General features: G+C 67.5%; 21 protein-coding genes. 17 read left to right on the top strand and 4 right to left on the bottom strand.

What is annotated here, in order from left to right; genetic code table 11:
* Positions 1 to 328: 328 nt before the first annotated feature.
* The 15 genes from KXR53_RS23530 (at position 329) to KXR53_RS23460 (ending at position 18,143) form a co-directional block, all read left to right on the top strand.
* Positions 329 to 1,204, top strand: a complete 876-nt coding sequence (locus KXR53_RS23530; protein WP_437377715.1) for a hypothetical protein — start codon at positions 329 to 331, stop codon at positions 1,202 to 1,204.
* Positions 1,201 to 1,863: a hypothetical protein gene (locus KXR53_RS23525; RefSeq protein ID WP_437377714.1), complete on the top strand. Its 663-nt coding sequence runs from the start codon at positions 1,201 to 1,203 to the stop codon at positions 1,861 to 1,863. Before KXR53_RS23530 ends, KXR53_RS23525 begins: the two co-directional genes overlap by 4 nt.
* The gene (locus KXR53_RS23520; protein ID WP_437377713.1) at positions 1,860 to 2,240 is read left to right on the top strand and encodes a hypothetical protein; all 381 of its coding nucleotides are present in this window, start codon (positions 1,860 to 1,862) and stop codon (positions 2,238 to 2,240) included. The genes KXR53_RS23525 and KXR53_RS23520 overlap by 4 nt, the downstream gene beginning before the upstream one ends.
* Positions 2,237 to 3,364, top strand: coding sequence for a hypothetical protein (locus tag KXR53_RS23515; protein WP_437377712.1), 1,128 nt, complete (start codon positions 2,237 to 2,239; stop codon positions 3,362 to 3,364). The genes KXR53_RS23520 and KXR53_RS23515 overlap by 4 nt, the downstream gene beginning before the upstream one ends.
* Positions 3,361 to 3,876, top strand: coding sequence for a phage baseplate assembly protein V (locus tag KXR53_RS23510; protein ID WP_437377711.1), 516 nt, complete (start codon positions 3,361 to 3,363; stop codon positions 3,874 to 3,876). The genes KXR53_RS23515 and KXR53_RS23510 overlap by 4 nt, the downstream gene beginning before the upstream one ends.
* Before the next feature lie 18 nt (positions 3,877 to 3,894).
* The gene (locus tag KXR53_RS23505) at positions 3,895 to 4,218 is read left to right on the top strand and encodes a hypothetical protein (RefSeq protein ID WP_437377710.1); all 324 of its coding nucleotides are present in this window, start codon (positions 3,895 to 3,897) and stop codon (positions 4,216 to 4,218) included.
* A gap of 10 nt (positions 4,219 to 4,228) precedes the next feature.
* Positions 4,229 to 4,588, top strand: a complete 360-nt coding sequence (locus KXR53_RS23500; RefSeq protein ID WP_437377709.1) for a GPW/gp25 family protein — start codon at positions 4,229 to 4,231, stop codon at positions 4,586 to 4,588.
* A gap of 45 nt (positions 4,589 to 4,633) precedes the next feature.
* Complete coding sequence (locus KXR53_RS23495; protein WP_437377708.1) at positions 4,634 to 7,468, top strand: hypothetical protein; 2,835 nt, start codon at positions 4,634 to 4,636, stop codon at positions 7,466 to 7,468.
* Entirely contained in the window at positions 7,465 to 10,746 is a 3,282-nt protein-coding gene (locus KXR53_RS23490) for a putative baseplate assembly protein (protein ID WP_437377707.1), read from the top strand. The genes KXR53_RS23495 and KXR53_RS23490 overlap by 4 nt, the downstream gene beginning before the upstream one ends.
* A complete protein-coding gene (locus KXR53_RS23485) occupies positions 10,743 to 12,938 on the top strand; it encodes a hypothetical protein (protein ID WP_437377706.1) in 2,196 nt (731 codons plus the stop codon). Before KXR53_RS23490 ends, KXR53_RS23485 begins: the two co-directional genes overlap by 4 nt.
* Before the next feature lie 12 nt (positions 12,939 to 12,950).
* Positions 12,951 to 14,570, top strand: coding sequence for a DUF6519 domain-containing protein (locus tag KXR53_RS23480; RefSeq protein WP_437377705.1), 1,620 nt, complete (start codon positions 12,951 to 12,953; stop codon positions 14,568 to 14,570).
* Between the two features lie 331 nt (positions 14,571 to 14,901).
* Entirely contained in the window at positions 14,902 to 16,464 is a 1,563-nt protein-coding gene (locus tag KXR53_RS23475) for a sensor histidine kinase (protein WP_437377704.1), read from the top strand.
* Entirely contained in the window at positions 16,461 to 17,090 is a 630-nt protein-coding gene (locus KXR53_RS23470; RefSeq protein WP_437377703.1) for a response regulator transcription factor, read from the top strand. The genes KXR53_RS23475 and KXR53_RS23470 overlap by 4 nt, the downstream gene beginning before the upstream one ends.
* Positions 17,091 to 17,214: 124 nt before the next feature.
* Positions 17,215 to 17,598 (top strand): response regulator transcription factor, encoded by a 384-nt coding sequence (locus tag KXR53_RS23465; protein ID WP_437377702.1) that lies wholly within the window; start codon positions 17,215 to 17,217, stop codon positions 17,596 to 17,598.
* 149 nt (positions 17,599 to 17,747) lie between these two features.
* The gene (locus tag KXR53_RS23460) at positions 17,748 to 18,143 is read left to right on the top strand and encodes a hypothetical protein (protein ID WP_437377701.1); all 396 of its coding nucleotides are present in this window, start codon (positions 17,748 to 17,750) and stop codon (positions 18,141 to 18,143) included.
* Between the two features lie 125 nt (positions 18,144 to 18,268).
* Here KXR53_RS23460 and KXR53_RS23455 read toward each other — a convergent pair whose 3' ends face one another.
* Positions 18,269 to 18,532, bottom strand: coding sequence for a hypothetical protein (locus tag KXR53_RS23455; RefSeq protein ID WP_437377700.1), 264 nt, complete (start codon positions 18,530 to 18,532; stop codon positions 18,269 to 18,271).
* Between the two features lie 389 nt (positions 18,533 to 18,921).
* Complete coding sequence (locus KXR53_RS23450; protein ID WP_437377699.1) at positions 18,922 to 19,701, bottom strand: class I SAM-dependent methyltransferase; 780 nt, start codon at positions 19,699 to 19,701, stop codon at positions 18,922 to 18,924.
* Between the two features lie 663 nt (positions 19,702 to 20,364).
* Between KXR53_RS23450 and KXR53_RS23445 the strand changes: the two genes are divergently transcribed.
* The gene (locus KXR53_RS23445; RefSeq protein WP_437377698.1) at positions 20,365 to 20,877 is read left to right on the top strand and encodes a sigma-70 family RNA polymerase sigma factor; all 513 of its coding nucleotides are present in this window, start codon (positions 20,365 to 20,367) and stop codon (positions 20,875 to 20,877) included.
* 196 nt (positions 20,878 to 21,073) lie between these two features.
* On the top strand, positions 21,074 to 21,811 hold the full coding sequence (locus tag KXR53_RS23440; RefSeq protein ID WP_437377697.1) for a TetR/AcrR family transcriptional regulator: 738 nt from the start codon (positions 21,074 to 21,076) through the stop codon (positions 21,809 to 21,811).
* A 148-nt stretch (positions 21,812 to 21,959) separates the two neighbouring features.
* Here KXR53_RS23440 and KXR53_RS23435 read toward each other — a convergent pair whose 3' ends face one another.
* Positions 21,960 to 22,493 (bottom strand): cytochrome P460 family protein, encoded by a 534-nt coding sequence (locus KXR53_RS23435; protein ID WP_437377696.1) that lies wholly within the window; start codon positions 22,491 to 22,493, stop codon positions 21,960 to 21,962.
* A gap of 9 nt (positions 22,494 to 22,502) precedes the next feature.
* Positions 22,503 to 22,817, bottom strand: coding sequence for a cupredoxin domain-containing protein (locus tag KXR53_RS23430; RefSeq protein ID WP_437377695.1), 315 nt, complete (start codon positions 22,815 to 22,817; stop codon positions 22,503 to 22,505).
* Positions 22,818 to 23,145 lie beyond the last annotated feature (328 nt).

Here is a 23,145-nt window from a genome sequence, read left to right as displayed (position 1 = left end):
ATACGCGATCGGCATCGGTTGCGCGGCTGCGATCACCACACCGCCGGTGGATGTCGTTCACGCGCACAAACGATCTGGTCACATCGGGGAGGCAGCTCCCGTGGTCCCTAGAGCGCATTCACCATGCGCCGCGAAGGCGGCCCGCGTCAGCAGGCAACCCGACTCCGGGTTGCTGCGGCGGCACTGCGCCTGCGGCCGGCATACGATCGGCGGCGGGCCATGCGCCGCGTGCCGTTCCCCAGGGCAGGGGACATCCCGGGATCACGCGGCCGCGCGATCGCCGAATCTCGGCGACACGCGATGCGAGTCGGGCAAGCTCATTCCCACCGTGTACAAGGAGCATGCCGTCGGGAACTGCGTGCGCGTGCACGAGGAAGCGCATGTCAGCGATCCGCATCTTGCCGAGGCCTGCCGACGCGTCACCAAGTGCCAAGCGCGCGACGATGGCGGCGTTCCCCCCGACGAGCTCGATCCCGCATTTCCGAGCGAAGCCGTCAATGATCTCTGCGGCACGGCCTACGGCAAATGGCACGAGCTCAACAGTGACAACGCGGAATTGCGGGCCTGGAGTGCCGAAGCGGTGTGCCTGCACGAGACCATCGATGCACGGTGCGGAGACGCGAAGTCGAGAGGGGGCATCGTCGGCGGGATCGTCGGCGCCACGACGCTCGGATTAGGCGGAGCGGCAGGCGGTGCCGTCGCCGGGGTGAAGGTCGCCGAACTGGCCTCGAAATCCAGTCGCGACGTGGGAGGGCTTGTCGCCGGCGGGATCGTGGGCGGCGTCCTCGGCGCCGGGTTGGGTACGGGGCTCGGCTGGCTCCTGGGAAGCTGGCTTGGCGGGCTCACCGCGGGGTCGCAGGCAAGCGAGGACGACTGCCGGAGCGTGAAGGGCGAGCTCGAGGAGTGCGAGACCGCGCTTGAGAAGTACAAGGGGGCGCGTCCCCAGCCTCTGCCCTTCGAGCCTGACGGGCGGATCAACAAGAGTCTGATCCGCGGGATCACCAAACCCACGGCGATGGCGCCTGCAGAGAAGCATCCGGTGCAGCCGGGGCCGAACGGCCTCGTCCCGATCGCGGGACGGCGGGCCATGCGGTCGCCGATATCCCATGATTTCAGCGCGATCCGAACCCACGCCGCACCGCCGTCTCCCTCGGGGGATGAACCGGCGCGCCGCCGGTTCGCAGAGGGCGGAGGGACGCCATGACCAGCTTCCCCGGCTCGCCGCGCGTGCTGAAGGGCGGCCTTGTCCTGCTCGATCCGGGCTCGTTCGCCATCCGGCCGAACGGCATCATCGTGCTGCAGTACAATCCGGACACCCTGTCCCGCACGCTGAAGATCAAGGGCGCGTCCGAAGGCGGCGACCGCTCCGAGGCGCTGCGCCTGATCGGCCCGCCAGTCGAGACGATCAAGCTCGACGCCGAGATCGACGCCGCCGACCAGCTCGAATTCCCGGACCGGAACCAGAGCGTGGTCGCGCACGGCATCTTCCCGCAGCTCGCGGCGCTGGAGACGCTGGTCTATCCGCCGGCCGCGACGCTGCAGGCGAATTTCGCGCTCGCCCAGTCCGGCACGCTCGAGATCATGCCGATGCTGGCGCCGATGAGCCTCTTCGTCTGGAGCGCCTCCCGCATCGTGCCGGTCAGGCTGACCGATTTCAGCATCACCGAGGAGGCCTTCGACCCGCAGTTGAACCCGCTCCGCGCCAAGGTCTCGCTCGGCCTGCAGGTGCTCTCAGTCGACGACCTCTCGCTCGCCGACAAGGGCGGCAATCTCTACCTCGCCTATCAGCGCCAGAAGGAGAGCCTGGCGCAGCTCTATCAGTACGGCACGCAGGCGCAACTCGGCATCAGAGGGCTGCCATGAGCGACGACCGGCCGACCGGCCTGACCGATCCCGTCGAGGCGATGCTGGCGCAGGCCACGCTGCGGCGCACGCTGTTCGATCCGACCAGCCGCTACCACGGAATCGACATCGCCACGCGCGAGGAGCGGGGTTCCGTGGTCGCCTATGTCCGCCGGCGCTTCCTGCCGCAGCCCGACCGCTTCCAGCTGCTGCAGGAGCATGCCGTCGCGGAGGGCGAGCGGGTCGACGCCATCGCGGCGCGCCATTTCGGCGACCCGACCCTGTTCTGGCGGCTGTGCGACGCCAACAACGCCATGCGCCCGGCGGAGCTGACCGAGAGCCCGGGCCGGCGGCTGCGCATCACGCTGCCCGAAGGCATCAGCGGCACGGCGCTATGAACAAGGGCTTCTATCTCACCCTGATGATGGGCTCGTTCAATGCGAGCCCGGTGCCGCGCACGGTGATCGAAGCGCTGACCGACGTGCAGGTGACCTCGTCGGTCGGTAGCCAGGGCGGCTTCCAGCTGAAGTTCACGATCGGCAGGAATGCCCCGATCGCGCAGCTGCACACCTCCGGATTCTTCGACCCGCGCCAGCGCGTAATCATCGCCGTCACCGTCAACGGCCAGACCGAAGTGCTGATGGACGGCATCATCACCAAGCAGGACCTCACGCCGGCCAACGCCGCCGGCAAGTCGATCCTGACGGTGACGGGACTCGATCTCACCGCGCTGATGGATTTCATCGACTTCACCGGGATTCCGTACCCGGCGATCCCGCTCTTCGTCGTGGTCGAGATGATTCTCGCCAAATATCTGGTGCTCGGCGTGATCCCGGTGGCGATCCCGCCGATCATGACGCTGATCGAGAATCCCATCGAGAATTTCCGCAAGCAGCAGGGCACCGATTACGCCTTCCTGACCGCCATCGCCGGCACGGTCGGGGCGGTCTTCTATCTCGACCCCGGCCCCCAGCCGGGGTCGAGCATGGCCTATTGGGGCCCCGACCTCACCACCATGTTCGGCGGGATGCAGCCGGCGCTCAGCATCAACCTGGACGCCAGCACCAACCTGGATTCGATCAGCTTCGCCTATGACGGCACGCTGGCCACCAACTACATCGTCACCGTCATCGAGCCGAACTCCAAGGTCCCGATCCCCATCCCGGTGCCGAACATCGACCTGATCCGCGCCCCGAATGCGGCCCGTTCGGCGACGCCGCTGAAATACACCCAGCTGACTCCCGGCGCGGGGGTCGGGCCGATCCAGGCGGCGCTGGCCGGGCTCGCCGCCCAGTTCAACACCGCCGACGTCGTCACGGCGAGCGGCTCGCTCGACGTGCTCCGCTACGGCCACGTCTTCAAGGCGCGTCAGCTTGCGGCCGTGCGCGGCGCCGGCCCCTATTACGACGGCAAGTACTACGTGAAGAGCGTCACGCACAATATCAAGCGCGGCGAATACAAGCAGAGCTTTTCGCTGGCGCGTGGCGGTATCGGCTCCTCGGTTTCGACGGTGAGCATATGACGAGCCCGGCGAGATATTTCGGCGTCTATCGGGGCACGGTGTTCAACAACGTGGACCCGATGATGCTCGGTCGCATCATGGCGATCGTCCCGGATGTCGGCGGCGCCACGCCTTCGACCTGGGCCATGCCGTGCGTGCCGATCGCGGGGAAGCAGATGGGCACCTTCGTGGTGCCGCAGGTCGGCGCCGGCGTCTGGATCCAGTTCGAGGCGGGCGACCCCGACCGCCCGGTGTGGACCGGCGGCTGGTGGGGGAACCCTGCCGAGGTGCCGGCGCTGGCGCTCGCCGGCGTCCCCGGAAATCCGAACATCGTCCTGCAGTCGACGCTGCAGAACACGGTGGTGATCAGCGACCTGCCCGGCCCCACGGGCGGCATCATGCTGAAGAGCACCACCGGCGCGACCCTGATCGTCAACGACACCGGCATCTACATCCAGAACGGCAAGGGGGCGAGCATCGTCATGGCGGGCCCGACCGTGACCATCAACAACGGCGCCCTGGTCGTCGTGTAGCGCGAAAGGAGCGAGGCGATGCCCGGATTCCTCCTGCATGTCGGCGCCACGGTGCTCTGCGCCCATGGCGGCCAGGCGCAGCCGACCGTGCCCAATCCGCGGGTGACGGTGATGGGCCAGCCGACCGTCACGATGGCCGCGCCCTATGTGATCGCCGGCTGCGCGCTGCCGCCGCCGCCCACCGCGAACGGGCCCTGCGTAACCGCGCAGTGGATCACCTCGGCGCTGCGGGTCACCTCGAACGGCCAGCCGCTGCTGCTGCTCGACAGCCAGGCGATCTGCGCCCCGACCGGGACGCCGCTGATCGTGGCGATGACCCAGACGCGCGTGACCGGAAGCTGAGGCGACCGCCATGAACATCGATTTCCCGTTCCATTTCGACAGCAGCGGCCGCACCGACGCGGCCGATGACGCGGACCACATCCGCGACATGATCGAGCAGCTGCTCTTCACCAGCCCTGGCGAGCGGGTGAACCGCCCCGATTTCGGCAGCGGACTGCTGCAGATGGTGTTCGCGGCGAACAGCCCCGAGCTGGCATCGGCGCTGCAGTTCACGACGCAGGCCGCCCTGCAGCGCCATCTCGGCGACCTGATCGACCTTCGCGAGCTGCAGGTCTCGGCCGAGGACGCGAGGCTGAACGTGACCGTCCGATATGCGCTGCGGCGCACCGGCGCCGAGGCGACGGAGACCTTCGTGCGGACCGCAGCATGAGCAACGGGCCGGCGCCGCCGCGCCGGCAGGGAAAGCAGGCCGAAGATGGACGACCAGTGTCTGACATGCGGAGAGGATGACCGGCGCGACGATGTGCGTACGGCCGATCTCTACGGCCTCGACTATGTCGAGGTCGGGGAGGCGCAGACCGACCTCACCGTCACCTTCCTCGGCAAGGCGCCTCCGAAGCTCGAGCGCCGGAACGTCAGGATCACAGGCGGCCGGCGCATCACCGATGTCGCCGTCACCGGCATTCGCGTGGTCCGCCAGAAGGACCCCACGCTCGACGACTATCTCGAGGTGACGGTCGACAAGCCGGGCGACTTCTCGACCTATCACCTGAGCCTGGTGAAGCTCGACGAGAACGGCGACCAGACCGACACGCCGCTCGACGGCTTCGATCCCCGCTACGCCTCGGTCGGCTTCTCGTTCAAGGCGGGCTGCCCGAGCGACCTCGACTGCAGGACCGAGCCGTCCTGCCCGCCGCAGATCGGCCCAGCCCCCGAAATCAACTATCTCGCCAAGGACTATGCAAGCTTTCGGCAGCTCATCCTCGACCGCCTGGCGCTCACCATGCCCGATTGGCGGGAACGCCACATTCCCGACATCGGCATCATGCTGGTCGAGCTGCTGGCCTATGTCGGCGATCAGCTCAGCTACTATCAGGACGCGGTCGCCACCGAAGCCTATCTCGGCACGGCGCGCCGCCGCATCTCAGTCCGCCGCCACGCGCGCCTCGTCGACCACCTCATGCATGAAGGCTGCAACGCCCGCGCCTGGGTGACGATCGACAGCACGGTGGATCTGCCGGCCATCCCCGCCAGGGACATCTATTTCAGCACCGGCTTCCCCGGCGCGCCCGGGACCGGCGTGCTGACGCCGGACGACATGGCCAAGGCCCGGCCGGGCAGCACCGTGATCTTCGAGCCGCTCGTCGCCGACCCCGACACGCCCATCGACATCGTCGCCGCCCACAGCGAAATCCGCTTCTACAGCTGGGGCAACCGCGAATGCTGGCTACCGAAAGGCGCAATTTCGGCGACGCTCGTCGACAGCTGGATCAAGGACAAGGTCAAAGGGAAGGGCAAGAGCAAGGACCAAGGGAACGAGGCCAAGGACGAGGAGCAGGGCCCGCCCCCGGCGGAGCCGCCCGGAACGCACCGCGCCCTGCAGCTCAAGGCGGGCGACGTCCTGATCTTCGAGGAGGTGATCGGTCCGAAGACCGGCAATCCCGCCGACGCCGACCCCACCCGGCGGCAGGCGGTGCGCCTGACCAAGGTCACGCCGGCGATCGACCCGCTCTACCATTCCTATGGCGACGGCTACGGGCAGCCGGTCGTCGAGATCGAGTGGTGCGCGGAGGACGCGCTCGCCTTCCCGCTCTGCCTCTCGGCCAGGATGCCGCCGCCGGACTGCGATGTCCGCGACCACATCAGCGTCGCGCGCGGCAACGTCATCCTGGTGCACAATTCGGCTACGCATGAGGAAAACATCGGGACGGTCGGCGCCCTGCCGCCGGTCCCGGTCTGCGCCAGCGATTGCGAGCCAGCCGAGACCCGGCTGGTGCCCCGCGACTTCCACCCGCGCCTGTCGCAGGTCCCTCTGACCTACTCCGAACCGCTTCCCACCTGCGGCTGCGCGGGCAGGATGATCCTGCAGGACCCGCGCCGCGCCCTGCCATGGGTCCGGCTCACCGGAACGTCGACGCCGCCCGAGGGCGCGGATGCGTCGTCCTTCGTGGTGGACTCCGCCGAATGGACCGTCAGGCACGACCTCCTCGCCAGCTCGCCCGACGACCGTCATTTCGTGGTGGAGAACGACGACGACGGCGTCGCCTGGATCCGCTTCGGCAACGGCCGCGAAGGGCAGAAGCCGGCAGCGGGCACCCGCTTCGGCGCGCGATACGGGCTGGGCAACGGACCGGCCGGCAATGTCGGGGCGGAGACGATCAGGCTGATCGTCTTTCGCCAGACTCTCGACGCCGGCGGCAGCCTGAAGGTCCGCAACCCGCTCGCCGCGGCCGGCGGCACTCCGCCCGAGCCGGTGCAGGAGGTGAAGATGTTCGCCCCCCACGCCTTCCGGACGGCCCGGGAGCGGGCGATCACCGCCGACGATTACGCGGCGCTCGCGGCCGACGATGCGCGCCGCCTCGCCGGCCGGCCCCAGCTGCTTCAGGGCCTGCTGGCGGCCGAATATTCACCCGGCCCGGACGATCCGCCGCTCCGCGCCGAACCGGACGATCCGCGCTCGATCGTCGAGGAGGAGCCCGGCGAGGAGATGCCGCCCGGCACCCTCAGCTGCACCTCGCCCTTCCGCCGCCTGCAGGGAGCCAAGGCGGCGCTCGCCTGGACCGGAAGCTGGTACGAGGCCGAGATCGCGATCGATCCGCTCGGCAGCGAGGTGGCCGACGCGCAGACGGTCGGCGAGCTCGGCGCCTATCTCGACCCCTTCCGCCGGATCGGGCACGACCTCCGTATCGGACCCGCCCGCTACGTCCCGGTCGATCTTGCGCTGGAGATCTGCGTCCGGCCGCATGTCCTGCGCGGCGATGTCCAGGCTAGGCTGCGCGACGTCTTCAGCGACCGGGCCCTGGCCGATGGAACCCTCGGCTTTTTCCATCCGGACAATCTGACCTTCGGCACTGGCATTCTCCAGAGTCTCATCGTCGCGGCGGCGCAGGCCGTCACCGGCGTCATGGAGGTGCAGGCGGTGCGCCTGGCGCGCTATCGCCTCGGCCGCCCGGCGGCCGACGGATCCATCCAGGAGCTTCCCCCTGGCGGCGTGCTGCGGCTCAAGCCATTCGAGATCGCGCAGCTCGGCAGCGATCCGAACGCTCCGGAGAAGGGGCGGCTCACTCTTCTGATGAGGGGCGGACGATGACACAGGCGTGCCATTGCGGCTGCAGCACGGGAATCGGTGCCGTCGGCGCCGTCATCAACCCTCCAAGCCTGACGGCGCTTCGCTATCGCGTCGGCAGCTATGCCAGCTTCACCGAGAGCATGCTGGCGCGGCTGTCGACCCTCGCCATCGCCGTGCCCTCGCCCTATGGCGACGGCGTCGACCTCCACCGCCCGCTCAAGGGCCTCACCACCCGGGCGCCGGACGATCCGTCGATTGCGCTCCTCGACGCCTTCGCCGTCATCGGCGATGTCCTCACCTTCTATCAGGAGCGGATCGCGAACGAAGGTTATCTGCCGACCGCGACCGAGCGCCGCTCGATCCAGGAGCTCGGGAACCTCATCGGATATCGCCTCAGGCCCGGCGTCGCGGCGAGCGTCCATCTCGCCTTCACCGTCGCCGCCGACTTCAAGGGCGTCGTTCCGAAGGGCACGCGGGCGCAGAGCGTCCCCGGCGCGGGGGATCTGCCGCAGTTCTTCGAGACCTCCGACGACCTCGACGCGCGGTTCGAATGGAACGCCCTGAAACCGCGCCTGACGCGGCCGCAGATGGTGAGCCCGGCCGACCCGAGATTCACCGAGGTCACCGCGGCCGACTCCCTCGATACCGTCTATCTCGCCGGGACCTCCACCAACCTGAAGGCCAACGACCCGATGCTCTTCGTCCTCGGCGAGGAGGAAGGCCGGCAGACGATGCGCCGGATCGAGGCGGTCGAGGCGCAGGAGGACGAGAAGCGCACCCAGGTCGTCTTCGGGCTGCCGACCACCGCCGGCACCTTCACGCTTCTGGAGCTCTACGCCAAGAAGGCCAGGCAGCTCTTCCCCGGAAGCGACCTTGCCGCGGAGGTTGCCGGCATCATCGAGGACCACATCGCCGACGACGAGAACACGGCGGTCGTGCCCCCTTCGGCGGCCGAGACCCTCGCGGCCCTCACCGAGAAGCAGGCGCTGGCCGAGAGCCGCCATTTCACGCGCCTCGCGACCCTGATCCGCCATGCGGCGGCAATCCTCGCCCGCGGCCCCGGCGCGGGTTCCCTCGGGCAGAAGCCGTCCAGGCCCCAGATCTCGCCGGTCGCGGAGCTGCTGGCGCTCACCAGCCGGCTCAGCCGCCCGGCATCGGTCCAGCCGGCCAATGCCATCCGCCTGGGACGCTCGATCGCGACCAGCTTCTCCGGCCGGTCCGACATCGCGCCGCGCCTGCTCGGTGCGTTCAAGCCCGCGGCGGCGCCCCTGCTCTACCGGGCCTGGACCCGGATCGTGAAGCCGGCGGACCGGCTCGAGGCGCATGCGTTGAGGGTGCGCGCCGGGCTGTTCGCCAGCACCTATCCGGGACGGCCCATCATCGAAAAGGACGACTCCACAGGCAAATCGACCACGAGCTTCGAGCCGCTCGATCTCAGGGAAGCCTGGTCGTCGATCTTTCCGAGCAGCTCCGAGCCTCCCAGCGCAGTCGCGCTGGACGCGACCTATGACCGGATCAGGCCCGGCAGCTGGGTGGCCATCGACCGGCCGGAGGTCAACAGCGACCACGAGCCGACCGGCGAGCGGGTCGTCACCTACCACCGGGTGGAGGAGACGACCGTCTTCACCATGGACACCGACACGGGCTTCGCCGCGAAGGTGACGCTGCTGACGTTGAAGCCGCAATGGCTCGCCGATGTCCGGCAGCACGACAAGGACACGGGCAACAATCACCTAGGGGCGATCGTGGGGGCGGTGGCGACGCTTCGCGACACCATCGTCCACGCCCAGTCCGAGCCGCTCGCCTTCGCGGAGGAGCCGCTCGACGCGGATGTCGGCGGCGACACGATCGATCTGCCCGAGGCGCTCGACGGGCTCGAGGCCGGGCGCTGGCTGATCGTCTCGGGCGAACGCACGGACGTGCCCGGAGTCAGCGGCGTGACCGCGGCCGAGCTTGTGATGCTCGCGGGCGTCGCGCAGATCCGGGACGAGCCTCCCGGCAAGGACGGCGGCTCCGGCGGATCCTCCGGCTCCGATGAAGGCGACGACGATGAGGTCCCCGTTGTCTCCGCCGCCCCCGGCAAGCTTCACACCCGGCTGAGCTTCGCCACGCCGCTCGCCTACACCTATGACGCCGCGACGGTCACGATCCATGGCAACGTCGCCAGCGCGACCAACGGCCAGACCGTCGGCGAGGTGCTCGGCGACGGCGACGGCAGCGCCGCCTTCCAGAGCCTAGCGCTGCGGCAGGCGCCGCTGACCTTCGTCTCGGCCCCGACCGCAGAGGGTGCGGCCAGCACGCTGGTCGCGCGGGTCAACGACATCGCCTGGCACGAGACCGGCAGCCTCGCCGCCGCCGGCCCGCGCGAGCGGGTCTTCGTCACCCGCACGGACGAGGCCGGCAAGACCACGCTGGTCTTCGGCAACGGCGTCCATGGCGCCCGCCTGCCGACCGGCACCGCCAACATCAAGGCGACCTATCGCTACGGCATCGGCAAGGGCGGCAACGTCAAGGCCAACCAGATCAGCCAGCTGGCGACGCATCCGCTCGGGCTGCACGGCGTGATCAACCCGATCGCGGCCAGCGGCGGCGCCGACCGCGACGGCGTCGAGGCCGGGCGCCGGAACGCTCCGCTGGCGCTCATGGCGCTCGACCGGCTGGTCTCGGTCAAAGACTACGCCGATTTCGCCCGCAGCTTCGCCGGCATCGGCAAGGCGAGCGCCGCCCGCCTGAGCGACGGCCGCCGCCAACTGGTGCATGTCACCGTCGCCGGCGTCGACGACATCCCGATTCTCGAAACCTCCGACCTTTACCGCAACCTGCTCGGCGCGATCGAGGCGCTCGGCGATCCGCATCTTCCGGTCCAGCTCTGCGTCCGGAAGATCAAGCTTTTGGTCATCAGCGCCGCCGTCGCCCTGCTGCCGGACTATGCCTTCGAGTTCGTCGAGCCGAAGATCCGCCGCGCGCTGCTCGGCCATTTCGGCTTCGAGCAGCGCGACCTCGGCCAGGCCGCCTTCCAGAGCGAGGCCGTCGCCGTCATCCAGGGAATCGAGGGCGTCGCCCATGTCGCCATCCAGCACTTCGATTCGATCGCCGAGGACATCAGCGCGGAAGAGCTTGAGAAGCTTGCGGGCTCGCTGGGCCTCAGGCCCTATGTGACGGCCAGGGGGGCGAGGCTGAATCCAGCCATCGCTCCCGCAGCATCCGACGATCCGTGCGAACGGGTGCTGCCGGCCGAGCTGGTCTATCTCACCCCCGCCATTCCCGACACGCTGATCCTGACGGAGGCCGGACGATGAGCTTGCCGAACGCCAGCCCCGATCGCCTCTACGACCTCATCCCGGCCGTCTACCGGATGCGCGACGCCGATCAGGGCTACCCGCTCCGCGCGCTGCTCCAGGTGATCGGCGAGCAGGTGACCCTGATCGAGGAGGACATTGCGCGGCTCTATGAGAACTGGTTCATCGAGACCTGCGAGGGTTGGGTCGTCCCCTATATCGGCGCGCTGATCGGATATCAGCCGGTGGAGAGCGCTGGGCGGCTCGGCGGCGGCGATGCGATGGGCCAGGCGCGGAACCGCACCATGGTGCCGCGGCAGGAGGTCGCCAACACCCTCCGCTACCGCCGCCGGAAGGGCAGCTTCAGCCTGATCGAGGAGCTGGCCGGCGCGGTCTCCGGCTGGCCAGCCCAGGCGCGCGAGTTCTACCGGGGCCTCGCCGTCACACAGAACATCAATCACTTGCGCCTGAACCGCGGCCGCACCGCCGAGCTTCGCGACAGCGACGCGCTCGACTCCATCGGCGGCCCCTTCGACGAGATGGCGCGGAGCGTCGATGTCCGACGGGCCAATTCCCGTCATGTCGGGGGACGGGCCAACATCCCCGATCTCGGCGTCTTCGTCTGGCGGCTCCACTCCTACACCGTGACCCGGACGCCAGCCTATTGCTTCGAGGAGGAATCGCCGAACTGCTATCTCTTCAGCCCGCTCGGCAACGACACCGCGCTCTTCGTCAGGCCGGACCTCGCCGCGCCGCGCCTGACCCCCGATCTCCGCGTCCCCGCCCCGATCCGGCGCCGCGATTTCGACGCGCGCGAGACGCAGGGACGGCTGGTCTCGGGCGTCCCGTTCTATTACGGCGACGGGAAGAGTCTCCGGATCTGGACCGGGTCGCTCGACAATCCGGTTCCGGCGAAGCGCATCGTGCCCGCCAATCTCAGCGGCTGGCGCTATCGCCCGATCGGCGACGAGGTCGCCGTCGACCCCGAGCTCGGGCGGATCATGTTCGCCCCCGACAAGGTGCGGAAGCAGGCGGTCTGGGTTTCCTACTCCTATGGGTTCAGCGCCGACATGGGCGGCGGCGAATATTCCCGTCCGGTTCGTCAGCCGGCCGATGCGGCCATCTACCGTGTCGGCCAGCAGCCGGTCGCCGCCGGCCCCGAGCCGGCGTTCCAGCGGATCGGCGACGCGCTGGCGAAATGGAAGGAGGACGCGCCGCGGAACGCGGTGATCGAGATCCTCGACAGCGGCGTCTACACCGAGCCGGTCGCGGTGGAGCTCGCCAAGGACCAGTCGCTCCAGCTCCGCGCCGCCAGCGGCAGACGACCAGTCCTCCGCATGCTCGACTGGCGGACCTCCTACCCCGACAGCCTCAGCGTCTCCGGCGAGGGGCCGAGCTGGTTCGTCCTCGACGGCGTGGTCGTGACCGGACGCGGGATGCAGGTCTCGGGCGGCGTCTCCGGCGTCGCCGTCCGGCACTCCACCCTCGTCCCGGGCTGGAGCCTCGAATGCAACTGCGATCCGAAGCGCCCGACGGAGCCGAGCATCGAGCTGATCAACGCGCCGCGGTGCCTGACGGTCGAGCACAGCATCGTCGGCGCGATCCAGGTCGAGCGAGACGAGGCCGAGCTGGACCCGGTAGAGATCCGGATCAGCGACAGCATCGTCGACGCCACCGCCGACGAGCGGATCGCCATCGGTGCCTCCGGCAAGCTCTGCGCCTTCGCGACGCTGACGGTGCTCAGAAGCACCCTGATAGGCCAGGTGCAGACGCATGCGATCACGCTCGCCGAGAACAGCATCTTCACCGGCTTGGTGCACGCTTGCCGCCGGCAGATCGGCTGCATCCGGTTTTCCTATGTGCCGCCCGGATCACGGACGCCGCGCCGATACCACTGCCAGCCGGACCTCGTCGAGAAGGCGGTGGCCGACCTCTTCGCCGAGGGCAAGATCGGCCCGGATGAGCGGGACGAGCGGATCGAGAGCGAACGCCTGCGCGTCGCGCCGGATTTCAACAGCATCCGCTACGGGCACGCGGCCTATTGCCAGCTCACCCAATCCTGTGCCGCCGAGATCACCACGGGCGCGGAGGACGAGTCCGAGATGGGAGCCTTCCACGATCTCTTCCAGCCGCAGCGGATCGCAGCCCTCAGGACCCGCCTGGCCGAATACACCCCCGCCGGCGTCAATGCCGGCATCCTCCTCGCCACCTAAAGGAGGGGCATCGTGAAAGCCGATATTTCTCGTACGACATTCAATCGTCTCAAGCATTTCAGCCGCGTGGTCGCCCAGCAGGGCCGGGTCCAGCTCGATGCCGACTGGAACGAGCAATCTTCGATCATGCTCTACCAGCTGCGGTGCCTCGCGGCCGATATCATCGGCCCGGCCGGCGGGCCGGCGGGCCATCTCGGCTTCGGCTTCACGGATCTCGACCCGTCGATCGTGACGGCGGCCGGGGGCGACTTCGCGATCGGCGCCGGCCGCTACTATGTCGACGGCATCCTGTGCGAGCTGGACGCGACCTGGCTGCCGGTGACCTTCGCCGACGGTCAGAACCGGGTGCGGCCGGCGGAGCTTTCGGTGGACGGGAGGCCGTTCCGCGTCAACCAGTATGTCGGCCTGATGGATGCCGACCCGGCCACCGGCATCCCGCCGGTGCGGGCGCGGATCATCGATATCGACTATGCCGAGCGCGTGCTGACCCTGACCGACATCGGCCCCTTCGCCAGCAAGGAGCCGAAGCAGCCCCGCCTGCAGCGCATCACCACCTTCCGCACCCAGCCCGAGGGGGTGTCCGCACGCTTCGCCGATCTCGACAAGGGCGTCCTTCAACTCTATCTCGACGTCTGGGAGCGGCTCGTCACCCATGTCGAGGACGACGCGATCCGCGAGGTCGCCCTCAATGGTCCTGACACCTCGGCGCGCACGAAGGTCGTATGGCAGGTCGGCGCCTTGCAGGCCAACGGGGCCGCCGCCGCCTGCATGACCCCGGACGCCCTTCGCGAGGCCCTGCAACCCGCCGATCGCGGCAGGCTCCGCGCGCGCGTGCGGCCAGGTCCGACCGACACGGATCCGTGCACGATCGACCCCGACGCCGCCTATCGCGGCCATGAGAACCAGCTTTACCGCGTCGAGATCCATCGCGGCAGCGCCGGCGGCGCGAAGCCGACCTTCAAATGGTCGCGTGAGAACGGCGCCGTCGTCCTCCCGATCCTGAGCGCCAACGGCAGCACGCTGGTGCTGGATTCGCTCGGCCGCGACGATCGCTTCGGCCTCGTCGAGGGCGACTGGGTGGAGGTCCAGGACGACGATTCAGTGGCGGCGAACCGCGCCGATGCGCTGCTGCGCGTGCAGTCCATCCACCGCGGCAAGCGCCGCGTCATCCTGTCGGGCAGCGTGCCGGGCGAGGTCGGCAGGGATCCGTCGAAGCATCCGCTGCTCCGGCGCTGGGACCAGAAGGAGGGCGATGCGGAGGCCGGCGGCTTTCCGCTCGACCAGGACGACCATGCCGTGCCGATCCCGGATGCAGCTGCGGGGCAGGAAGCCTGGATCGAGTTGGAGGATGGCGTCGAGATCCAGTTCGTCGCCCCCGGGGATTCGGTCTATCGGACGGGCGACTACTGGCTGATCCCGGCGCGCGTCGCGACCGGCGACGTCGAATGGCCGCACGAGACGGTGCCCGGCACCGGCGAGAAGCGGCCGCTCGCCATCCTGCCGCACGGCGTGACCCATCACTACGCCCCGCTGGGGATCGTCCAGTGGGACGGCAACAGCTTCACGCCGATCCGCGACTGTCGGCTGCAGTTGCCCGGCGCCACGCCCGTCGCGGCAAGAAGGCGGAGTTAAAGGCAGAAACCGCCGGTCGCATCTCGGGGTGGTGTGGTTCCGGCCCACTGCTATTCGATCAGGCCAGCATCCGGCGCAGGACATTGTAGGCGCCGTCGATGTCCGCTGCCATCGCCGCCCGCGCAGCCTTGCCCTCGCGCCGGCAGAAGTGATGCGGGCGCGGCTGGCAACTTGACGGTCGGCGAGCGCCCGCGTCAGGCTTGCTTCTGGCCTTTTGACAAAGCCGATTGCCCAACACGGATTGCCACCATCGATGAGCCGGGACGCCGCAGAGCCGCCCTACACCGCTAGTCTCAAGCCAGGGCGCGGTTCCGGGCATGGTTGGGAGCGGATGAATTCCAAGCGGCGCCGCTGGCGCCGCCCCCTGGCGCTGCTGCTGGGTTCGATCGTTTTCGTCATCGACACCTTCACCGACGTCATGGGAGCCATCGCCGTTCTCTACGTGCTCGTGATGCTCCTCGCCTCCGACACCTTATCGCGGCGTGGCCTCATCCTTCTGGCGTCGGTCTGCGCGTGCCTCACCGGTTTCTCGTTCTTCGCGACACACGGTCTGGATGCAGATGCCTCGGCCACGATCCGTTGCGGAATTTCACTGGCCGCGATCGTGATCACCACCGCACTGCTGCTTCGCGACCAGGCGTCGAAGCAGTCCCTGATGCAGGCGAACACCGCCCTGGCCCGAAGCGAGAAGCGATACCGGTCGATCTTCGAGCAGGCCCGGATCTCCCTGTGGGAGCAGGATTTCTCCGAGGTCAAGGCGCTGCTCACGGCGCTCCGGCAACAGGGCGTGCAGGATGTCGCTGCCTATGCCCGGGAGCATCCGGCCTTCGCCCGGGACTGCGCGCGCCGGATCAGGACCGTGGATGTCAACCACGCCACGGCGGAGTTGCTGCGGCTCTCGTCGCCGTCCCAGGCGCTGGGCTCGATCGAACGCTTCGTGCCGGCCGACGATCCTGCCCTCCTGTCGGTCCTGGTGGCGGTGGCCGAGGGCAGAGGCCGGTTCGAGGGGAGAGCGAAGCTGATCGCCGCAGACGGACAGGCCCTGACCGTCCTCCTCGGCATCTCCTTCCCCGACGAGGCGGACGAGTTCGGGCGCGTGGTGGTTGGCATGGTGGATGTGACGCAGCGCGAGCAGATTCAGCAGGCGCAGCTCGCGGCGCAGGCCGAGTTGGCGCGCGCCTCGCGGGCAGCGACGGTCGGCGCGCTTTCGGCCTCGATCGCCCATGAGCTCAACCAGCCGCTCGGCGCCGTCGTGATGAATGCCCAGACGTGCCTGCGCTGGCTCGGCAAGGATCCGCCCGATGTCGAAGCGGCGGTGCGCGCCGCGGAACGGACGGTCCGGGACGGCCGGCGGGCTGCCGAGATCGTGCAGCGCACGCGCGGCCAACTAGTGCGGGCCGAGCGCCGCGACGAAGCGATCGATCTGCGCGAGCTGATCGATGAGACGGTCCTGCTGCTGGAAACCGAGCTGAACGCCCATGCCGCGAAGATCGTCACGCATTTTGCGCCAGCGATCTCGGCAATCAGGGCCGACCGCGTCGCGCTGCAGCAGGTGCTGATCAACCTGATGACCAACGGCGTACACGCCATGGCCGAAATGCCGGCGGCCTCGCGCGAGCTGACGGTCCGCGTCGAAGATCCCGCCGCGCCCGATGCACAAGAGGTGCGCGTCTCGATCCGGGATCGCGGCAGGGGGATTCCTGACGACGTCCAAGCCCGGCTGTTCGAGCCCTTCTTCACGACGAAGCCGGGCGGCATGGGAATGGGGCTTGCGATCTGCCGTTCCACGATCGAGACATATGGCGGACGATTGACGGCTAGAAATCATGAACAGGGGGGTGCGGTGTTCGAGTTTGCTCTGCCGGCGGAACAGGACACCGCGCAAGCGTCATGAAAGCACCAGCCGGGGCGGCGTCGGCCGCCCCCCTCGTCCTCATCGTCGATGACGACGAAACCATTCGCGAGGCGCTGACGGACCTGCTGCGCTCGGTCGGTATCGAGGCACGGTCCTTCGGCTCGACCAGGGAGCTGCTGGACGCCGCCCCTGTCGAGCGGCCCGGCTGCCTGATCCTCGACGTCCGCCTGCCGGGACTCAGCGGGCTGGATCTGCAGGCCCAGCTGACGCGCAGCGGAAACACCCGCCCGATCATTTTCATGACGGGCCACGGCGACATTCCGATGAGCGTGCGGGCGATGAAGGCGGGGGCTCTGGACTTCCTGACCAAGCCCTTCCGCGACCAGGACATGCTGGATGCGGTGGCCGCCGCCATCGAGAAGGACCTGGCGCAACGGCAGGAGGCCGCGGCGGCAAAGGAGGTGGCCGCGCTGGCCGCCACCCTGACCCCACGCGAGACGGAGGTCATGGCGGCGGTCGTGAAAGGGCTGATGAACAAGCAGATCGCCGGACTTCTTGGGATCAGTGAGATCACGGTCAAGCTGCACCGCGGCAATGTCATGCGGAAGATGGGCGTCCGGTCGGTCGCCGACTTGGTGCGAAAGGCGGAATTGCTGGAGCGGTGACGCTTTTACCTGGGCTGAACCGACAGCCGCTTCGTCCTGCACCTATGTATGGTATCCGGCCGGCGACACCTCGGCTATCCAGGACAGGCGGGCCCCAGGCCCGATTTGCTGTCCCCGAGGTATCTTGTCCCATCCGCCCGTCATTGCCGTCATTGACGACGATCAGGCCATCCGCGAGGCGCTGGAGGATCTTCTCTCCTCGCTGGGCTACCGTGCCCTGCCCTTCGCCTCGGCGGAAGATTTCCTGGCCTTCCCGGGCCAGTCCGCGGTCGCCTGCATGGTCGTCGATGTCCGGATGGGGGGTATGACCGGCCTCGATCTCCAGGCGCTGCTGAATGCGGAAGGCAAGCCCTGCCCGATGATCTTCATGACCTCGTACACCGACGAGGTGACGCGATCGAGGGCGATGGCCGGCGGTGCCCACGGCTTCCTCGAGAAGCCGGTGGATGCCGAGGTCCTGATCGCTTGCCTGGCCTCGGCGCTGCAGCGCGAGACCCGGCCGAGCTGATTCCGGACAACCGGCGCGCTGCGACCTATACCAACGTCTATTCCCGGCCTACGAAGCGCCAGCCGGCGCAAACCACTGTGGAATGGGTCCGGCCCAAGACGTCCGCCATCCTGTGACTGTCTCGACGACCACAGAATTCGGAGGAGGCGATGTTCTGGAGCGGATCGATCTCGTTTTCGTCCCACCGCTACGAGTCAGGTGCCCGCTGGCTGGACATCTTCCACCTGTCCTGCTCGCGACACACGCTCGGCGTGTCGGACAAGCGGTGGACCGGAGAATTCGAGATTCGGTTCGCGGTCCGAAATGCAGCCGGCGAGGATATGACGACGGACCGCCGCCTCTGCCTCCGCGTTTCGGCGCAAGCCGTCGAACTCTGGATCGCGGCCGCCGGCCCAATGATCCGGTCGAAGCCCAAGGTTCGGCGTCGAGTCCTGTTGACAGCCCATGCCAGACCGGCGATCGAGGCCGGCGTCCCGGACGGCCCGCCCCTGCTCGACGGCGGCACGATCGTCCTCGACGGGCTTGCTGATACCTATCGGTGGTGAAGACGGCCGGAAGCCGGACACAATCGGGGCGAGCGAAAAGCAGAGCCGCGGAGCGATGGATCGCTCCGCGGCTCAATTGTTTTGTTCGGTAACCGGTACGGCGAGCAATGGAGACGCCCGGTCTCTCAGCGATGCGCCGCCGCCATTGCGGTGCAGCCCGCAACGTCAAACGGCGCGGCGCTGGCGATGACGGCCATGTCCGTGGCGGGTGGACGGGTGACGATGGTGACAGGCTTGTCGCCGTCGCCGGGCGCATTCGTCGCGTTGGATGCGAACGAGAAGCCGAGCACCCCGACCAGGCCTAGCGTGGCGAAGCCGCAGATGGCCGTCGTGAGGCCCGTTGCCTTCGGATGCGGCAGACGGGGATCGGTCTTCTGTACATGTCCCATGACGTGCCTCCTCTCCAGGATCGGCGTCCGGCATGGGATCGACGCTGCGCGATTATCCCGGCCGTGGATCAGAGGCTAAGGTCGAAGCCGCCCGCCGCTCCATCGCACCTAGGGTTTGCGATGCCCTGCGTTCGTTGCGCTGACCTACACCTTGGTCTGGGACGGCCCGGCTGATCGTCAACCTAGCCGCCGGCGCCGTCATCATCGGCCTGGCCTGCAATCTTCTGGTTGCAGGTTAAAACAGTCCCATTTTTCGAAGCACGAATGCCGGCGGCTTCGAGATAGCAGCGCATCCCGCCCTGCACTGCACGCAACCCATCCGGCCGGCGCCATAAGCGGCCATCGCGCCCAGCTCCCGAAACCGGACATGACCTCACGCGAGCCGTTGGCTAGCCGTTCGCCCGATGTGCGGTAATGATCCACGCGCGCGAGTCAAACAGCACGCCGTCCGCGGTCAGGTGCGTTTCGAGCAGATCGCGCAGCCGCTGTCGCGCCGCATCGACCGCCGCGCCTGCCCGGGCCAGCGGATCCTTGATGAATTGCAGGCCGATCAGGGCCTCATAAGCCGCATCGACGTCCGGACCATAGAAGACCGGTTCGTGGACCTCCGCAAAATCGACCGAGGCAAAGCCGGATGCGTTCAAGACGTCCGTGGTGGCGGCAGGGTCGCCCAGTGAGAACGGGGTGGCGGCATCCGCGGAGAGGGCGATTCCCGGTGCCAGCGCCTGTTGAATCACAGTCGCCCACTCGTTGCGGCTTTGGCTCTGCCACACCATCCACACCAGACGCGCCCCCGGTCGCATCGCCTGGCCGATATTGGCAAATGCCGCCGCCGGATCGGCAAAGAACATCACCCCAAATCTGCTGATGCACAGGTCGAAGCTGGCGCGGGAAAACACCTGCAGCTGCGCGTCGCCTTGCTCGAAAACGATATTCCGCAACCCCTCCTCTGCGCTGCGCCGGCGGGCGATCTCGAGCATCTGCGCCGACACGTCCACGCCCAGAACGCTGCCTTCCACCGCGACGCGGGCAGCCTCGCGAGTGGTTTGTCCCGCACCGCATCCGATATCGAGCACGCGATCGCGCGTTCCGACCTTGAGGGCGGCCCGAAAGACCTCGTTGTGCCGTTGCAGTTCGGCATCGTAGAAGTCGGCGCAATTCAGCACCATTGCACGCCTATCCTGGTCAACGGACGATTGGCACGGCGTTCGGCGCTCGGAGCGTCTGATACCACATCTTCGCCGCGCGTCCTCACCGATCGCTTCGACCGCCCTGCCGGAGTTTCCGCGCTCCTCCCTTGCCGGCCAGGCCAGCCGGCCGAAGGGCGCCATATGCGGTCATCGCTCCAGCGGCCCGACACCGGACGTCCCTCGGAACGGCGTTCCGCGGCCGTTTCAAACCGTGCTGGCCCTGTTGGCGGGCCCCAGCTCCGGACATCCGAAGCAGGCTTCCGAGTTCTGGGTCCGGTTGCGCGCCTGGACGAGGCCGTGAAGCTGGCCTGGAGCGATAGTGTGGATGCATCCGCCGTCCGGCAAACCTCGGTGCCATCGCACTGTTCGATGTCGAGGAGGGCGGAACGACGTGCTGACTCTCGCAGCCAAACTCGTCAGCTAAAGCCTGCGACAGGTCATCAGTCCTGCCAACAGTCTGGATGTCGGATATGTAGCTCGATCCGGCCTGAATCATCGCAGTCTTTATCTGCATAATTTATCATTTTTTAAATGGAACGAAGCATTTAATGCGATGTTGATTCACTATCTCCGCAGAATCATTGTCGCCTCGACTCGCTTCGTTTGCAGAGGCGGTGATCTCATCGAGGGAGGATGCGACCGATGCCGGAGCAACGCCACCCTGATAGCCGGGCCGACTTCACCGCCACCGTAACCCCTGTCGTCGCCGAGCTGCGGCGCTATGCGCGGTCTCTCACCCGCAACGGCGCCGACGCGGAGGATCTGCTCCAAGACACATTGCTGCGCGCCTACAACAAGTTCCACCTCTGGCAGCCGGGCACCAACATTGTCGGCTGGCTTTGCGTCGTGATGAAGCGGGTGTTTCTGTCGCGGCTCGAGCGCCGCAACCGACTGGTCGCCAGCCCAGTTGAAGATCTCGACAGGCCACTGCCGCCGATCCAGGACGACGCCCTCGACTTGTCGCGCCTCCGGAGCGCCATCGCCCGGCTGCATCGGCACCATCGCGAGTTGGTGGAGGCGGTCGCGATCAACGGCGACTCCTACAAGGAGGCGGCAAACGCCTTCCACATCCCGATCGGAACAGTCCGGTCGCGCCTCGGCCGGGCCCGTGAATATCTCCGCCGCGAAACCGGCATCACCTACGCCGGGCGTTAGGAGGGCCAGCGAGCGGACGGACCGATTCCCACCCGGACGGCCGATCGGACCCGACCGGACCGCGCCATCAGCGTCATTAGGTCGGCATCCCGTTTGGCTTTCGGCCGCAAATATTGCGATCGTTTCTGGCCAATTGCGCTTGTTGCGCCTGCTTCCTTGCCGGATCATGACGCATCGAGGTTTCAAGGGAGCCCATATGAGCGCAGGGCCGCGCCGAAAGATCGTAGCGACAGGGCTGGAAGGACCGCCGGCCGAGGCGGACCAACCGAAGCGTCGGCGCTTGCGAGGGAATGAGCGTCGGGCGAAAATCCTCGCCGAAGCGGCCACGCTGTTTGCCGAGGAGGGCTTCGGCGCCTCGACACGGGCACTCGCGGCGCGCCTCGGTATCACACAGGCAGCGCTCTACAAGCATTTTTCGAGCAAGGACGAGATCGTTGCCGCGCTGTTCGAGGAGCGGGCGGCTCGGTGGCGAAAGGAGGACTGGCGGGCGGCGCTGGCCTCGGGCGATGCACCCTTGGCCGAGCGGCTCGGGCGGCTCTATGCCGGCTATCTCGGCGCCATTACCGCCTCCTCGATGCGGCTATTCGTGCGTGCCGGCCTTGAGGGCTACGGCCAGCCCGGCCGGCGCGGCGCCATGCTGACCGCCGCGATTCTCGAACCGGTCATCGCAGCGCTGAGGAAGGAAGCGGGGCTGCCTGATCTCGCAAGCCGTCCCTTGCAGCATGAAGAGCGCGAGCTCGCCATGACGCTGCACGGCGGCCTGATGTTCCTCGCCATCCGCAAGCACGTCTATCGCATGTCGCTGCCGGACGATCTTACGGAGCTCGCCATGAGCCAGGCACGCCTCTGGCTGCCGGGTGCAATTGAGGAGATACGCCGCCTCCACGCAAGATCGCCGGAGCATCACTTACCTCAGCTCACACCTCGCAGGTGAGAGCGTCCGTTCAGAGCAGCGCTTCCGGCACCAGCGGTTCAATGCCGTCGATCAATCACCATGCCCACTCATGGCGCCGGACCCGACATGCATTCAAGCATCCCATTCGCGTCGCAAAACCGGGAATGCAGATGGCTGCTCTGCCCTATCAGTTGCTGTCCCGGTCCATCAGATACTTCGTGTAGGTGAAGTTGAAATCGCGATCAGCACGGTTCTTGTGGCAAACGAAGCAACCGTTGAAGTTGACATCCGGCTTGGGCATGCCATTGGGCAGATACTGGGCATAGTCCCAGTCGCCGTTGCGCGTCTCCGGCGGATAGGCGTCGCCCCAGCCGGCACGCTTCTCCATGACGAAGATGTTGACGATCTCGTCAGTCGGAATCAGCCGCCCATCCGGCCCCAATTCGGCGCTCCCCGAAGCTTCGAGCTTCGCCCGATGGTCCTCCATGATGAGGACGGTCCGATCGGGAATCGGCGCGCCGGCTTTCGCCTCGGCATGGGTCTCGGGGCTCACATACATGAAACGGATCGTCTTGCGGTCGGGCCGATCGACAGTGTTGTAGAGCACGAATCGCTCGGCATAGTTGGCAGGAAGGGCGACCCGATCAGGTCCGGCAAGGGTGTAGCCACTCACACCGATGATGACGGCGCTTGCCAGGCTCGCAGCGATGACCTTGCGCATGATCCCACCTCACGGCCTCACGACGACGCGCAGGTGCATGTGGTCGTGGAACATACATTCGACGTCGAAGAGGCCGGCCTTGCGGAGCGTGAGCGTGGTTTTGCCACCTGGGTCCTGCGACCCCAGATCGGTTGAGAAGCCGACGGTCGGCACGAACACGTCGTGCGCCACGCCATCGTCGTTCACAAAAACAAGAGTGTCTCCGACCTTCGCCTCGACGACGGCCGGCGCATAAGCAATACCGGCCATGGTGATACTGTGTTCAGCGGCCTGACTGGCGGACACTGTCATTGCGGCGGCCGTGAGAATCAGGACTGCGCGCATTTTCCCCACCTGCAGTCACATGCGGTTGGTGCAGGACGCATACCTTCAAATCGAGTTTCAAACAGAGCGGCATAAGTTGTCAATTGACAACTTTTGCTCACAGACCGTTAAGCCGCTCATCGAGAATTGCCGCGCTCGGCGAGAGCTCGTCACGTTCACGGCGTTGCGGCGTGCCCGCGAGCAGCGCAGGACCGGCATCCGCCGCCGAGCTGCAGGGCACCGGCGACCAGCCTCGCCGCGATGCCCCGCCCTGGTCGCCACGTTTCCGGCCGGATCCTGCGTTGACAACAGCCCGTCGCAAAATATGCTTTTGCAAATAAATGTGCGG

The sequence above is a fragment of the Inquilinus limosus genome, from assembly GCF_051487185.1.
Classification (GTDB): Bacteria; Pseudomonadota; Alphaproteobacteria; order DSM-16000; family Inquilinaceae; genus Inquilinus; species Inquilinus limosus_F.
Note: the sequence above shows the minus strand (reverse complement) of the source record. Positions and strands in the feature narration are given on the sequence as shown.